Source organism: Nitrospirales bacterium, from assembly GCA_031315865.1.
Taxonomy (GTDB): Bacteria; Nitrospirota; Nitrospiria; order Nitrospirales; family UBA8639; genus JAGQKC01.
The window spans coordinates 3,759,527-3,774,741 of record JALDRJ010000002.1 but is presented as its reverse complement, the minus strand read 5'-3'; the positions used below and the strand labels follow the sequence as shown (position 1 = coordinate 3,774,741).

The following is a 15,215-nucleotide window of genomic DNA, read 5'->3' as shown; positions in this document are numbered from 1 at the left end:
CCCTGTGCAAAACAGACGCCCGCTATGACGGTTAAGACGACACTGACCGTCGTGACGACATTCGGGACAATGCCCAGATTCACGCACACGCGGACCACCCATTTCGCCGGAATGGGCCACGCCCATTTTGTGATGAGATCGGTCACGCCTTTATAGGAGCCCGAGTATAAATGTTCTTCCAATGCGCGTTGATTGTCGGCTGTGATCGGTAGGACATACGGCGGATCGAATTTCCGTAATTGCTCCTGAAAGCCAGCGGACCACTCGTGAAGTTGAACGGTATGTACGTTGGGCAGGCGGGGGGAGTCTGAAGGATAGGAGAGGAGGCGGCTTGCCTGCGGGGCTAATGAAGCTGGCACGGAAGCGGCCACGGAAATGTGCTGGGATTTTACGGGGACCTGGAGCAGCGTCTGTTCTTCGTGGATCAGCCGTTTCAGGATGCGCTCGTCATAGAGAAAGTCGCCGCGGAGCAGCAGGACAGAGGCGTCAGGCGGGAGAGCGTCGAGGGCATCGAGAAAGATGAACGATCCCAGTCGAGTGAAGAGCCGGCGAAGGCGCTCCCGGGAGGACAAGCCCCAAAGCGTGAGTGGGGTATCAGAGACGATGTAGACGTAATGGGGCATAAACGATGTCTGAGAATGTGTGTTGGTGTTTGTTCGTTATCAATTACTCTGGTGATGTCATGATCGATGTGAATGGAGGACGTGTAAATATCCTGGCTACGAATGATTCACTATGCACATACGTTCCAATATCGGCTAACCAGGGACGAAGTGGTTGGCCTGAGATGGCCTTGGCTCTAAAGGCTAGGGCAAGGCGTAGGTACAGGAATGCGGTCGACAGGACTGTCCAAGCGGCGACGGCGAGAAATCCCAGATCAGGACGGCCCATGCATAGAGAACCTGTCAACAGAATCAAGTTCGGATTGCGGCGCGCCGTAATCAGCCGGTTAAGCGAATCGACGGGACGCCAGCAAAACAAACCGAATTGCCCTAAGCGAAATTTGAATACGCTTTCACACAGTCGTCCTGCGATATAGGCCGACACAATGATCATAAAAATATTGAAAAGAGAGAGCCAGGGGGTTGGCGGCGTAAACGCAGCGAGTCCCATGCCCCAGGCAATATACCAGAGCGGCGGATGAATAGTGTCGAGCCCGTGATCGAGGATATGGCCAATTTTACTCGACGTGACCGTGACCCGCGCCAACTTCCCATCCACGGTGTCGAGAAAGGTCATGATCCAGCCCGCCACCAGCCCGCTCCCGAACGCTCCCTGTGCAAAACAGACGCCCGCTATGACGGTTAAGACGACACTGACCGTCGTGACGACATTCGGGACAATGCCCAGATTCACGCACACGCGGACCACCCATTTCGCCGGAATGGGCCACGCCCATTTTGTGATGAGATCGGTCACGCCTTTATAGGAGCCCGAGTATAAATGTTCTTCCAATGCGCGTTGATTGTCGGCTGTGATCGGTAGGACATACGGCGGATCGAATTTCCGTAATTGCTCCTGAAAGCCAGCGGACCACTCGTGAAGTTGAACGGTATGTACGTTGGGCAGGCGGGGGGAGTCTGAAGGATAGGAGAGGAGGCGGCTTGCCTGCGGGGCTAATGAAGCTGGCACGGAAGCGGCCACGGAAATGTGCTGGGATTTTACGGGGACCTGGAGCAGCGTCTGTTCTTCGTGGATCAGCCGTTTCAGGATGCGCTCGTCATAGAGAAAGTCGCCGCGGAGCAGCAGGACAGAGGCGTCAGGCGGGAGAGCGTCGAGGGCATCGAGAAAGATGAACGATCCCAGTCGAGTGAAGAGCCGGCGAAGGCGCTCCCGGGAGGACAAGCCCCAAAGCGTGAGTGGGGTATCAGAGACGATGTAGACGTAATGGGGCATGAATGACCGATAAGAATCTACCAAACAATCTGCTGTTGAGTGATCGCGATTCTAATGCGGATGGTTTGTCGAAAGTCCACGTAGGAATTAAGGATGAGAAATCGTATACTAATGCGATGCTCCGGGTAAAGGCGTATCGACGGTTTCAGGGGCGTTCCTGATAAAGAGGCATATGACCACGTTTACCTTTGCACAACTGTCCGATCCACATTTGACCACATTGGAAGGGATTGATCTTGGAGATTTATTCAATAAGCGTATACTCGGATACCTGTCGTGGCGCAAGCATCGCCGCAGAGAACATCGTCGGGAGGTCTTGAACGCGCTCATTAAGGATTTACGTCAAAAAGAGCCTGACCATATTGTGATTACCGGTGATCTCACTCACCTGGGATTGCCGTTAGAATTTCGAATGGTTCAGGAGTGGCTCAAGGATTTAGGGCCGGCTTCGCGAGTCACGGTTATTCCTGGCAATCACGAAACCTATGTTCCCACACCATGGGAGGAAACCTTTGCTCATTGGACGCCTTATCTGCTTTCTGATGAACCCAAGAGGAGCGCTTCTCAGAATGGTTCTATCGAAGCGTTTCCGAGTGTTCGTCTTCGAGGAAAGGCGGCCTTTATCGGGTTATCCAGTGCGCAGCCGACGTTCCCGTTTTTGGCCACGGGTCGTCTTGATGCCGCACAACTCACCAAACTTCAGGAAATATTGGATCAATTGGGGGAACAGAAGTTGTTTCGAGTTGTCTTAGTCCATCATCCACCTTTAGCAGGCATGGTCTCCTGGCGAAAATCTTTAACGAATGTTGGAGAATTAGAGGATGTTCTGTCTCGTTGCGGCGCTGAACTTGTGCTGCATGGCCATGCTCATCGCTCAATGCTCAGTTATCTCTCAAGGCCAACGCAATGCATACCGGTCGTGGGTGCTCCCTCGGCTTCGGCCGTGGGTAAGACGTCCGATCGCCGGGCCTGTTACCATCTCTTTCGCATGACAGAAGAGCAGGGAGCCTACGATCTGGTACTCAATACTTATACCTACTCTCCCGATGATCAGGGCTTTCACCTTGAGCAAACCCACCATTTTCCGACAATTCAATGCCGTCAGAGCTGAGATTTAACTTTTGTGTGACCAGAGCCACGCGGCGATACCCGTAAGGATGAACGTGGGGGCAAAGGTGGTGAGAATCGGGTCGAATTCCCAAAGAAGTCCCACCTGTCCCAGTATTTGACTGCCAAAGTGAAAGGCGATGGCTATGCCGGATCCGATCAGGATCCGTTTGCCAGTCGTCGACGATCGCAGCGGACCGAATATGAAAGGAATGGCGAGGAGGACCATTGCCCCCGAGGTAAAGGGCATCGCGATTTTTTGCCAGAACACGAGTTCGAGGCGTTTAGAATTCTTTCCATGTTCTCGCGAGTAGCGCAAGTAGGAAGCAAGCTGGGTCAGGGAAAACATGTCAGGAGGCGTCGAGAAAATTCCTACCTGGTTCTTGCTCAAGAATGAATCCCATATCAATTCAGGCAGATGCTTGGATGTAATGCCTTGGCTATCGATAATTTTTTGATCAACATCCCGGAGTATCCATTGGTTGGGGGAGACAATGTCGGCCATACTGGCATGAGTGAAAATGTGTAACTTGCCTTGGGCGTCAAACTCGTACACATCGATGTTTTCAGGAAGCTTACCGTATCGAAGTTCGCCAATTTTAATGAACCGCGACGCGTCGTGGAACCAAAACCCATCTTCACTCTGGAGAGTTTGAGAGTCAGCTAGAGCTATTGCCCGTTTGTTGTGTGCATAATGCGCCAGAGGGGGATGAATGAATTCCTCGAGAACCACGATCATGATCATGAACAGGATCCCGACTCTTAAGACCGACCAGGCGATGCGGATGGTGGAGACTCCAGCGGCTTGCATCGCGATGAGTTCTTGATGATTGGCAAGGGCACCCAATCCGATAATGCTGCCGAGTAACGCGGTAATCGGCGCGAGATCGATCATGCGACCTGGGACGGTCAAGAGCACATGAGTGAAGGCATGTTGGAGTGAATAGACGCCGGTGCCCACCTGATCGAGTTCGTCGGAAAAGATGAAAAAACTGAAGATTGTCGAAAATAGCAAGAGGATGAGTCCATAGCTGGTGAGCACCGAAGTCGCGATGTAACGATCGAGGATGTTCATGCTGAGATCGGGATAGGCAACTGATTCATTGAATCGTAGGCGTGGGTGAGCACTAGAGCGAAACGGATACTTTCCCCAGTCGCATGTGTCGGAAGAGAGATTTTGGCCAATAGGCAATGCCCAGAGCGACAAGCAGAAGCCCGTTGACCCACCAAATTCCCGGAAACGTCGGATTAACCAATCCTTGTTCCACCCAAGTTTTAGCCATGGCTCCTAAGTTGTAATAAACCGCGAATGCTACGATTGCCACGAATATTTTGGCATATTTCCCTTGACGAGGGGTGGCACGGCTCAATGGGATTCCCAGGAGTGCCAAGAGGAGGGTCGAGGGGCCCGTCGAAAGTCTCCACTGGAATTCTGCGATCTCTTTGGGGCTGGAAGACGCAATCAATCGTGAATTCGAAGCAGCTTTTCGTGTATAGTATGGCGGTTTGGGATCATCGGGATATAGGGTGAGTTCCTGGAATTCCGTGATGCGATCGATGCCTGCTTGTCGTGACAATTTGTATTCATAGCCATCGATCAAGACGGGGACGATCTTTCCGATTCCGTGGTCAAAACGTTCGCGAGCCTCTTTCGCCGAGAGAATGCGTATATTGCCATTCTTTTCTGTTTGTACGAACACGTGTTTCATGATGCCTGCGGTTTGATCAATCTTTTGCATGAACAGCACCAAAGACCCGCCATTTTTTTCTCGTTCATAAAACCGACCAGCCTCAAGGTCTGAAATGCGGAAGCCGGTGTCTGCCTTCGCTTCGAGATCGTAACTTTGCTGATAAGCCCAAGGCCGAATGAATAACGAGAGCGCACTGACGATGCCAGCTAGAACGAGAGCCAAGCCAAAGACGACTTTGACGATTTTCAGAGGACTGACCCCGCAAGCTGATAAGGCCGTGACTTCCGATTCCATGGACAGGCGACCAAGTGCCAGAACGATGGATAAGAGCATGGCGACGGGGAGCAACACTTCGAGGGCAATGATGACCTTAAACATGATAAGTGTGAAGATCATGTTCGTGGGCAGTTGAGCGTCAACCGCACGTCCCAAGAACCGTACCCAGTTAAAGCTCACGAACATTAGGACGAGAAGGCTGCAGATCACGAAGAACGGCTTCGCGATTTCTTTCGTGAGATATCGTTCAAGTAACATCATGAGGATGAGATTGTCCGTCGGTGCTAGTCAAGCCTTTCGCTTCGTGGTTATTTCTTCGTCATCTTACATGACCAGTCATGTTCTTGCATCGAGTGTCGGATGAGCCAACGTAATGGTTGTGCGTCTTTTTCTACCACGTGAACGGACGAGTTTTGTCCATGACGAAGTTGACCGGAAAATTCGAAAGTCAGACGCAAATGTGTTAGAACTAAACGTCTCAAGGATCATCTTCAAGTAGGAACCAATGAAAACCATCATTTTAAGCGCTGGACAGGGACGACGTTTATTGCCTCTCACGGCAGACACTCCGAAATGTTTGTTGCAGGTTGGCGAAAGGTCGGTTCTTGAGTGGCAACTGCACGAACTACAGAGCAGTGGAATTGACCAAGTGGTAGTGATCGTCGGATATGGAGCCGATAAAGTCGAAGATCATCTGAAACAACGCGGCCACGATGATTGGGTTCGCACGGTTTATAATCCATTTTACGCTGTGGCGGATAATTTAGGAAGTTGCTGGGTGGCTCGTCATGAGATGCTGGATGATTTTGTTCTTCTGAACGGCGATACGCTGTTTGAGTCGGCCATCCCCCGGCGATTGTTATCTTCTCCGGTTCAGCCTGTCACGTTAGTCACTGACTCCAAACCGACGTATGATGCCGATGACATGAAGGTCATTCTTGACGGGACTAGACTGGCCAAAGTCGGCAAAACGATTCCCATTCATGAAACGCATGGTGAATCGATCGGAATGATGGCGTTTCGCGATGAAGGCCCGTCCCTGTTTCGTCAGGCGGTTGAACGTGCTCTTCGGCGGCCTGAGTCGTTGAAGAAGTGGTATTTATCGATCGTCGACGAACTGGCGCAGCAAGGGCAGGTCTGGACCTGTGCGATCAATGGTCTCGGGTGGGGAGAGATCGACAGTCCAGCTGATCTCGATTATGCCCATACACTCGCCGAACGTTTCCCCTCTCGTTGACCTCTTTTTCACAAGCCTTGTGTTCGAGAGCCGTTCCATCATGGTGATGCCTGTTCCTGTGCGAGGCGTTGGACGAGTTCCAGGTCTGCGACTGTGTCAACGTCAATCGCTGCCCGTGGAAAGGGAAGGAGAACAGGGGATATGGTCATGCCCAATTGTTTGGAGAGCATTGCCAGCCCTTGATGCAACGAGAGACGACCTGTCAGATATCGGAGGACGGCACCCCATCCCAGCATCCTGATAAGGCGAATCGGTCTTTTGCGTTCTTTCTCAACCTGTTGCCAAAAAGTGGCTATGGCCCGGCCTTTCGGTGTGAGAAATGCGAATAGATTGCACCCGCAATAACCTTGATCCCGAAATTTCATGACGGTCCGCTTGGATTGAGGAAAGGCTTCCTGGACGATGGAATAGGGGACAAGCCCGACGGTCACGTCACTTTGGCTGGCTAGCGATTCGGTACAGAAAAAGTCGATCGTTTCCCTGGTGAGCAGAGCGTGGTCTGCGGTCGTGAGCAGAACCTTCGTCTCTTCAGGTATGGAGGTTAAGGTAGAGGCGGCGCTGGTACTCGGAGAGCTCTGCGGCGCCACCCAATCAATTGCTTTGGAGTCAATGCGCGTGTGCAATGCGGGTGTTTCTTCAATGATCGACCAACTCGGGCCGCAGAGGATGCGGTGGGAGATGGTTTCAGCTTGTTGAAGTGCCTCCAGCACACGGATCACCATAGGCGTACCGTTGATGTGCGCCAAAGCCTTGCATGCGACTCCGCTTTTTTCCGCCACGAAGTCATGAGATGCACGGCTACCGGCGAGCACGATGGCCGTAAATGTTGGATGATGGATTGGAACCATTCGTCTTCAGACCGTTCTTTTCAATGATTGTTGAGTTTCTAGAATATCTAGAATATGAAATGGGCGCTGCGTCACAAGTCCTCTTTATGAGATCAGGTCTTTTTCGAAAATACGATAGGTTTTGTACGGGGCGCATCCAATCGCATGCAACATATTTCGCATTCCGACGTTATCTTCCAGAATCCATGATAATTCCACGTGCTCTATACGACGTGTACGCCCGGCCTGACGAACAGAATCAATCATGCCAAATGCTAACACCGCGCCTAGCGGCGTGCCGTGATAGCGTTTTCTCACCCCCATTAACGCGACTCGGGCTGTTCGAGGCAATGAAACTTTCAATCGCCAGAGAAACTTGAGCCATCCCACGGGCCACAACTTTCCCTGAAGGTCGCGAATCAAGTCATTGATGTTAGGAAATGCCACGAGCATGGCTTCCGGGGTTCCGTCGACCTCAGCGATTTGGACGAAACTGTCGGGGACCAACAACCGCATTTCGCGTCCGATTGCCGCAAACTCTTCAGTCGAAAAAGGGATAAATCCCCAATTGCCGGACCATGCATCTTCGAAAATGTCTTGGATCGTCCGAAGTTCCTGTTGGAAGTCCGATCGACGTAGGGAACGGAACGTGACCGATGATTCCGCTTTGCGAATAGCCTTTTGAATCACAGGCGGGATGTTGAAGTTGAGATCGATATGATAGGCGAATAAGTCTTTGGCTTTTTGATACCCATTCGCTTCAAGAAGCTGGCGATAGTAGGGGGGCGCATGACCCATCATGACCATTGGGGGTGTATGAAATCCATCGATGAGCAGCCCACACTCTTGATTGATTGAAAGGTTGAAAGGCCCCAGGATTCTTCGCATGCCCCTCTCCCGTAACCATTGTTCCGCCGTGCCGAGTAGTTCACGAAAAATTTGGATGTCCGGTTTGGCTTCAAGCATTCCGAAAAACCCCGCATGGTCGTGGTAGCGAGTTTGGTGAAACGCATCGATCTGTGCGCTGATGCGACCGACCGGTTGGTGGTTGCGGTACGCCGTCCAGCATTGAACTTCGGCATGAGAAAAGTACGGATTGTTCTTGGAGAGATGCTGAGTGCGTTCTATCAGCAAGGGGGGAACCCAGCATGGATCATCGCGGTAGATAGACCATGGCACACGAATAAAAGTGGCTATCTCTTGTTTCTGGATGGCAGGCCGGATCTGTATGGTCGATGAGGAGTGCGTCAATGGTGTTTGGTGGCGTTGTGTGCCCGGAGATTGAGTTCCGAAGGTGAACGGAGCGCCTGAGTGGTTTGTCGTGCGTCAGTCGGGAAATTCGCTACTGCGCGGTCTTAGAAAGTTGTGCGACCCAGGGATAACGCTCGGTCTCTTGTTCCGCATAGCCCAGGTTGAAGACGGTTGGACTCGTCGGGACATCGCTCGACTGGCCATAAAATGTGTGAAAGATTTTATCCCAAAAATAGTTTGTGATTCCGTAGTTGCCCTGTTCATTGTGGAAATGATGCAGCAAGTGAAGCCGCTTAATTTTTCGAAGAAATTGAAGTTTGGGGACGTAATGGAGGTGTTGAATGCAGTGGCAGAATTCATACACGAGCGTCGTTCCCAAGCCGGCGGCAAAGGCGGCGGCGGCCCCTTGGTAGCCGGCTATCACATTTCCGACCGAGAGGGTGACGATCGCGACGGTTGGAAGGGTGGTATAAAGTGCTCCGAAGAGTACGCGAAGGTTATTGGGATCTTGGTGGTGGTCGTAATGTATCCGTTTCCATAATGCTGCCGTGAACGGGGAACGATAGAGAAATTGTCCGTGTAAGACATAACGATGTAAAAGATACCACACGGCAGGGTAGACAAGGATTGCTGTTATTGCCGAGAGCAGGAGAAGTGGCCATGACGTGGGTTCCGACGGTGTTGCTGGCACTACGGCCATATAGGTGCTTGGAAAGAGAAGGAGGATATAGGCTATGACTGCAGGGTATTGAAAGTAGGCGATGATGAGTTCACGCAGAGTCATTCGGTCCAGGTAGTGCGTGCGTTGACGCCAAAAGCTTTTGATCCCATTCATGGCTTTACTTTTTTGTCAAAGATTGATATTCAATCCGGAGTCATAGGCCGGGATTATAGGGAGCGCTGAAAATGAACTCAAGCAATATCCCTTCCAGCTGAAGTCGGAGGCCTTGCTCGTCAGAATAAAGAGGATCTTTCTCATCATATGGTAATTTCCTCAGACTGTCCAAAAGTGTTATGAGTACAAAGCCAGGAACAACGGCATGAACGCGACGTTAAAAAAGTTTGGTGACCCTGAAACCCGTATCAAGGCATTCGAGAGGTGGGTGGTCTTGTTGCGTCCACAACAAGTGACTCTTGGAGCGTTGGTGATTGTGAGTACCGAACAAGCCCTGTCGTTTTCGAAGCTCAGCCCGGAAGCGTACATTGAGTTACGTCAGGTGACGCAGTTCGTTGAAACTCAACTGTCTCACGCGTTTGCTTATGAAAAGATCAATTATTTGATGTTAATGATGGTTGACCCTGACGTCCATTTTCACGTGTTTCCACGATACTCGTCTCCACAGACATTCGATGGCCACCAATTTACTGACCATGGGTGGCCAGGGCCTCCTGATCTGAAACAGGTGAACGTTACGACGAGTGAATTGAATTCTCACATTTTGTCGAAGCTCAAGGAGTAGCAATCGTCGAGGAACGATTCTGAGTGTGTTGAAATAGACTCATTCGAGTTGTAGTTTAGCCACATAGTAAAAGTAAGATGGTGAAAAATATAGAAAAAATAACCGTAAAATCGAATAAAGATACTGGCGTTTTTTGGTATATATATTGCCTATGTTTCCCCGAGCTATGTTGTGTGTAGTTGTGCGCAAAGTTTTTTGTGATGCTTTTTTTAGGTAGTTTTGCTAGATAGTTCTAAAAAATAATGGTGGTCAATATAAACCGCTCTAGTTTCATTAGCTTATGAAATCAGCAGGTGACCAGGGAGAACAATTAATGGAATGCGTTGCAACCCCGACTGAGAGTAGAGTTCCATTACGTCCAGGCAATTTTCTAAGTCTCTCGCAAGCTCTTGAGTATGCGGCTCGTGGAGAAACTGGGTGTAATTTTTATACGAGTAAAGGACGGCTCTCAGCTGCCTTGTCCTACAAGGACCTCTATACCCAGGCCTCTAGCCTGGCTAAACGGTTGCTTTCGCTTGGCTTGCCGCGTGGAGCTCGGGTTGCACTCGTTGCTGACACGACTCCTGATTTCTTGCGTTTCTTCTTTGCGTGTCAATTTGCCGGGTTGGTTCCAGTCCCGTTGCCAGTCTCTATACACTTGGGTGGTCATGAAGCGTACGTGAAACAGCTGAATCGTTTATTGAAGACCTGCAAGGCTTCGGCTGCGATGGCTCCAGAAGAGATTGTGCCCTTTTTGACGGAAGCTTCCCAGGGTCTGGATTTGCAAATTCAAGGCGGAGCGGATGTATTCGCAAGTCTTCCAGAGGTTTCAACCGAATTGCGACCACTGGGACCTTCCGAGCTCGCTTATATTCAATTCACGTCTGGAAGCACGCGGTGGCCGCGAGGCGTTGAAATTACCCAAGAGGCCGTCCTCAGTAATCTTTCCGGGATCATACAGCACGGCTTGCAGGTAAGATCAGGCGATCGATGTGTCTCCTGGTTGCCTTTCTATCATGACATGGGGTTGGTTGGATTCGTGTTGGGGCCATTGGCCTCTCAACTCTCTGTTGATTATCTCAGTACCCGTGACTTTGCCATGCGGCCACGGCAATGGCTGAATCTCATGACGCAAAGCCGCGCCACGATTTCCTTTAGTCCTTCGTTTGGGTTCGAGCTATGTTTGCGGAGACTGGCCGAGCGTGACCGGGATCAATTTGACTTGTCTCATTGGCGGGTAGCGGGAGTTGGTGCTGAGACGGTCCGAAGTGAGTCCCTCTTACAGTTTGCGCTGGCCCTTGAGCCCAGTGGATTCAACAAGAAGGCTTTCGTGGCCTGTTATGGCATGGCAGAATGCTCCTTAGCTATCAGCTTTGCGCCGCTTGACCAAGGCCTGGTTGTCGACCATGTGGATGGCGAGCACTTATCAGAATTTCACGAAGCCGTTCCTCTTGAAGAGAGTCTGGCTGACCCGTTAGCCGTGCGCGGCAATCGATTTGTGAACTGTGGGAATCCGATTCCAGACTGTGAAGTGGAGGTCCGTGATGAATTTGGGGAAGTACTCCCTGAGCGTCGTGCAGGTGTGATCTACGTGAAAAGTCCTGGAGTCATGACTGGATATTTTGGTGATCCCCATACGACGAGTGAAGTGCTCTCCGCTGATGGGTGGCTGAATACCGGTGATATCGGTTACCGGATCGGAGAAAGCCTCGTGATTATCGGACGTCAAAAGGATTTGATCATCATCAATGGAAAAAATATCTGGCCGCAAGATATCGAGTATTTGGCTGAAGGATTGGTTGGAGTTCGTCCCGGGGATGCCTCGGCCTTTTCTGTGGAAGGGCCGAACGGTGAAGAGCGTGCTGTGGTGGTGATTCAATGCCGAGAGTCCGATACAGTTAAACGTGAGCTTCTCATCGAAGAATTGAAGCCGATCATTTATAAAGAAATTGGAATCGAGTGTTTTGTCGAATTGATTCCTCCTCGCACCTTACCACGCACGTCATCTGGAAAGTTGTCGCGTTCTCGAGCACGCGAAGATTTTCTGAAACGGGGAAATTGGAGCGAATTATCGCCTCTCGTTTCTTCGTGCGTCTTTCCTAAGAGTGTAGCCTCTCTGTAAGCAGCACGGCGTCTTGGGCAATACGCATGTCCCGAATTGTGGCCTTGACGGGAGGGACCGGGTTTATTGGCCAAGTCCTATGGCGATTTTTGGAAGAGGCAGGTTGGACGGTCCGAGTACTCGTTCGTTCCTCGTTTCGACCGAAACGACAAGAATCTTCCAGTACAACAGAGTTTGTTCAAGGAACGTTGCATGATGAGAAGCCGCTCCATGATTTAATCAAAGACGCGGAGGCCATCGTACATTGTGCCGGAAGAGTCCGTGGCCTTCACTCCCATCAGTTTGAGCAAACCAATGTTGAAGGAGTTCGACGAATCGTCCGGCTGGCTGCCTCACAGCAGACCCCACCACGATTCGTGTTAATTTCCTCTTTGGCTGCCAGGGAGCCTTCGCTATCGAATTACGCCTGGAGTAAGAATCAGGGGGAACTGGCGCTTGAAGAAGCAGCCGGTTTCATGCCATGGATTATTTTTCGTCCGCCTGCTGTCTATGGTCCTCAGGATCATGCGATCCTCCCTCTCTTTCGCTGGATTCGACGCGGCATTGGAGTTCAATTGGGGTCCGATAGGGCACGATTTTCTATGCTCTTCGTCGAAGATTTAGCGAATGCTGTGCTCGCTTGGCTGGATCGAGGTGTGCATGCCGGGCGGGCGTTTGAGTTGCACGATGGAAAAACCGGAGGATATTCCTGGCAAGAAGTTTTCGAGCTGGTCAGTGAAAAAAAGGTGTGGCGATTGGTCGTTCCAGCTTCGCTGTTGAATGCTACGGCTTCAATGAATCAGGTTATGGCACGGATCATTGGGTATGATCCGATACTGACCTATGGTAAAGTTCGGGAATTGCGGCATGCTGATTGGGTATGTGACAATTCTGCGTTGAGATTGGAATTGGGATGGCGGCCGTCGGTCATGCTCAAGGAAGGCGTAAGACGTTCATTATCTGGTTTGTGACTTGCTGGAGGAAGCTGAGCACGCTTCTTTCCCCTACTCAGAGTCGTTAGACCTCCAAGGTCGAAGGAGAAGATAATGCTTACACATGACGAGGTAGTCACACGGCTTTGCGAACTATTGACACCTTTTAAAAAAGAAGGCGTCATCCTGGAATCCAACACTCAGCTTGTGGCAGACTTGGGCCTGGACTCCATGCAGGTGATGGAGCTACTGTCCACTATTGAAGATGAGTTTGACATTTCCGTGCCGCTCAATATTGTTCCCGAGGTTCGAACTGTTCATGACCTCGCCGATCGCATTTCCAAACTCGTTGTCCCAGCCTCATGAATCTCTTCGATAAGTTTAAACCCGTTCTTGCAGCGCATCAGTCCATCGTTGAGCATGGAGCCGATCCCTTTAGCCTAACCGTGGAGCGTGTGCTCTCGCCCACCGAAGCGATCATCAACGGGCGACGCACGATCCTGGCGGGAACGAACAATTATCTTGGTCTCACGTTTGATCCTCAGTGTATAGAATCCGCTCGTGAAGCCTTAGTGACGCAAGGCACTGGAACGACTGGCTCTCGGATGGCAAATGGTTCTTTTCAGGGGCACGTGGCTCTTGAGCGAGAATTGGCCGACTTTTATGGGTGTGCCGGAGCAATCGTCTTTTCTACCGGTTATCAAGCCAATCTTGGTCTCCTTTCAACCTTGGCTGGCCCTGAAGACGTGATTCTGCTGGATGCTGATAGCCATGCGAGCATCTACGATGGATGTCGCTTGGGTGGAGCCGAGGTGATTCGATTTCGTCATAACGACGTCAATGATCTGGAAAAACGCTTGAAAAGACTCGGTGAGCGGGCTTCGATGACAGTGATTGTGATCGAAGGGGTGTACAGCATGCTGGGTGATCGCGCGCCGCTTGCCGCCATTACGGCCATAAAAGAGCAGTATGGAGCCTGCCTGGTCGTGGATGAAGCGCATTCGCTCGGTGTTCTCGGTGCACGCGGTCGAGGTCTTGCGGAAGAAGCAAATCTGGAAGAAAAAGTCGATTTTATCGTCGGAACCTTCAGCAAGAGTCTAGGGTCAACGGGCGGGTTTTGCGTCAGCCGCCGGCCTGAATTGGACCTGATTCGCTACACGAGCAGGCCCTATATCTTTTCCGCTTCGTTGTGTCCTTCTGTCGTGGCTTCAACGCGACGTGCCTTGAAGATACTCGAAGAGAACGTCTCCTTGCGCGAACGGCTCTGGAAAAATAGTCACACGCTCTATGCCGGCCTGCAGAAAATTGGGTTCACCCTTGGCCCGGAGGTGTCTCCGGTCATTGCCGCAACAGTTCCATCGAAAGAATATGCGATTGCCTTTTGGAATGGGCTCGTGGAACAAGGCGTCTACGTGAATTTAATGCTTCCTCCTGCGACTCCGAATGGGGTGAGCTTACTCCGATGCAGTGTAAGTGCTGCACATTCCGAAGAGCAGCTCGCGTATATTTGTGATGTCTTTGGACTGTTGAGAGCGAAGTATGCAGAATCGGATACACCATGAGTCGCTCGCAATGGTCGCGAGGATTTCTAACTCCATTCACGGAATGTCCTGATTATCGCTTTTTCCTCACGAACTATGCATTCTGAAGGGTGTCGTTCGGTTGGGTGAGTGTCCCTATCAATCCATTGAGTAACCGGTAACGGCTGGGGAGGTGATGTGTCCTGGGAGGGCTTGAGCGTTCTCGCGGTCGTTCCGGCCCGTGGGGGAAGTAAGGGAATCCCCAGAAAAAACCTTCGTACCGTGGGAGGGGAATCGTTAATCGCACATGCCGCGAAGGTTATTCGATCGCTTCAATGGATTGATCAAGCCGTTCTTACAACCGATGATCATGAGATGGCCGAAGAAGGACGAACGCATGGACTCGATGTTCCGTTTATGCGGCCTGATGTCTTCGCGAGTGATGAGGCCCCTGCCTTAGGCATGTGGCAACATGCCTGGTTGCAAAGTGAGGCCCATTATCAACGTCGTTTTGACCTTTCTTTGCTCCTGCAGCCCACGACTCCGTTACGAAAGCCCGAAGAGGTCGAGCGTACCGTCCGGGAGTTAATCACCGGAAATCATCAGGCTGCGGCGACCATTAGTCGCGTTCCCGGCCACTTTACGCCTCACAAACTTCTGACGTTGGACTCTGACCATCGATTGCATTTTTATCTCGAAGATGGTGCGAAACATTCTTTACGCCAGTCCATCCCCTCGTATTATTCGAGGAATGGTCTCTGCTATGCCGTCAGAAGAGAGCATCTCATCGACAATGGGATGATCGTGGAACGAGATTGCGTTGGCGTGTTGATCGACCGTTATGTCGTGAATATTGATGAGCCCTTCGAACTGGACTTGGCCAATATACTCTATCAACGGCAAGAGAGTCATGATGAATCGACATAAACGAATCTTGT

At 51.1% G+C, this 15,215-nt stretch carries 15 protein-coding genes; 8 read left to right on the top strand and 7 right to left on the bottom strand.

The genetic code is table 11. From position 1 onward, the window contains the following. Together MRJ96_17075 and MRJ96_17070 are read right to left on the bottom strand one after the other, a co-directional pair. A partial coding sequence (locus tag MRJ96_17075) for a hypothetical protein (GenBank protein MDR4503159.1) occupies positions 1-623 on the bottom strand: 623 nt, incomplete at its 3' end. A 43-nt stretch (positions 624-666) separates the two neighbouring features. Beyond that, positions 667-1,920, bottom strand: coding sequence for a CDP-alcohol phosphatidyltransferase family protein (locus MRJ96_17070; protein MDR4503158.1), 1,254 nt, complete (start codon positions 1,918-1,920; stop codon positions 667-669). Between the two features lie 148 nt (positions 1,921-2,068). Between MRJ96_17070 and MRJ96_17065 the strand changes: the two genes are divergently transcribed. Further along, positions 2,069-3,007 (top strand): metallophosphoesterase, encoded by a 939-nt coding sequence (locus MRJ96_17065; protein MDR4503157.1) that lies wholly within the window; start codon positions 2,069-2,071, stop codon positions 3,005-3,007. 3 nt (positions 3,008-3,010) lie between these two features. Here the strand turns inward: MRJ96_17065 and lptG are convergent, their stop codons facing one another. Both lptG and lptF read right to left on the bottom strand, forming a co-directional pair. Continuing rightward, positions 3,011-4,078, bottom strand: coding sequence for an LPS export ABC transporter permease LptG (lptG, locus tag MRJ96_17060; protein MDR4503156.1), 1,068 nt, complete (start codon positions 4,076-4,078; stop codon positions 3,011-3,013). Between the two features lie 52 nt (positions 4,079-4,130). Further along, positions 4,131-5,231 carry an LPS export ABC transporter permease LptF gene (gene lptF / locus MRJ96_17055; protein ID MDR4503155.1) on the bottom strand — a complete coding sequence of 367 codons (1,101 nt, stop codon included), beginning with the start codon at positions 5,229-5,231 and terminating at the stop codon, positions 4,131-4,133. 244 nt (positions 5,232-5,475) lie between these two features. Between lptF and MRJ96_17050 the strand changes: the two genes are divergently transcribed. After that, the gene (locus MRJ96_17050) at positions 5,476-6,207 is read left to right on the top strand and encodes a phosphocholine cytidylyltransferase family protein (protein ID MDR4503154.1); all 732 of its coding nucleotides are present in this window, start codon (positions 5,476-5,478) and stop codon (positions 6,205-6,207) included. Between the two features lie 38 nt (positions 6,208-6,245). Here the strand turns inward: MRJ96_17050 and MRJ96_17045 are convergent, their stop codons facing one another. From MRJ96_17045 to MRJ96_17035, 3 genes are all read right to left on the bottom strand, one after another. Then, entirely contained in the window at positions 6,246-7,055 is an 810-nt protein-coding gene (locus tag MRJ96_17045; GenBank protein ID MDR4503153.1) for a nucleotidyltransferase family protein, read from the bottom strand. Positions 7,056-7,139: 84 nt separating this feature from the next. After that, entirely contained in the window at positions 7,140-8,168 is a 1,029-nt protein-coding gene (locus tag MRJ96_17040; GenBank protein MDR4503152.1) for a hypothetical protein, read from the bottom strand. Between the two features lie 208 nt (positions 8,169-8,376). Then, complete coding sequence (locus MRJ96_17035) at positions 8,377-9,120, bottom strand: sterol desaturase family protein (protein ID MDR4503151.1); 744 nt, start codon at positions 9,118-9,120, stop codon at positions 8,377-8,379. Between the two features lie 205 nt (positions 9,121-9,325). Between MRJ96_17035 and MRJ96_17030 the strand changes: the two genes are divergently transcribed. From MRJ96_17030 to MRJ96_17005, 6 genes are all read left to right on the top strand, one after another. Beyond that, the gene (locus MRJ96_17030) at positions 9,326-9,745 is read left to right on the top strand and encodes a hypothetical protein (GenBank protein MDR4503150.1); all 420 of its coding nucleotides are present in this window, start codon (positions 9,326-9,328) and stop codon (positions 9,743-9,745) included. Positions 9,746-10,058: 313 nt separating this feature from the next. Beyond that, positions 10,059-11,846, top strand: coding sequence for a fatty acyl-AMP ligase (locus MRJ96_17025; protein ID MDR4503149.1), 1,788 nt, complete (start codon positions 10,059-10,061; stop codon positions 11,844-11,846). Between the two features lie 26 nt (positions 11,847-11,872). Further along, on the top strand, positions 11,873-12,796 hold the full coding sequence (locus tag MRJ96_17020) for an NAD-dependent epimerase/dehydratase family protein (protein ID MDR4503148.1): 924 nt from the start codon (positions 11,873-11,875) through the stop codon (positions 12,794-12,796). 75 nt (positions 12,797-12,871) lie between these two features. Beyond that, entirely contained in the window at positions 12,872-13,123 is a 252-nt protein-coding gene (locus MRJ96_17015) for a phosphopantetheine-binding protein (GenBank protein MDR4503147.1), read from the top strand. Further along, positions 13,120-14,319 (top strand): aminotransferase class I/II-fold pyridoxal phosphate-dependent enzyme, encoded by a 1,200-nt coding sequence (locus MRJ96_17010; protein MDR4503146.1) that lies wholly within the window; start codon positions 13,120-13,122, stop codon positions 14,317-14,319. The genes MRJ96_17015 and MRJ96_17010 overlap by 4 nt, the downstream gene beginning before the upstream one ends. Before the next feature lie 156 nt (positions 14,320-14,475). Next, positions 14,476-15,204, top strand: coding sequence for an acylneuraminate cytidylyltransferase family protein (locus tag MRJ96_17005; protein MDR4503145.1), 729 nt, complete (start codon positions 14,476-14,478; stop codon positions 15,202-15,204). Positions 15,205-15,215 lie beyond the last annotated feature (11 nt).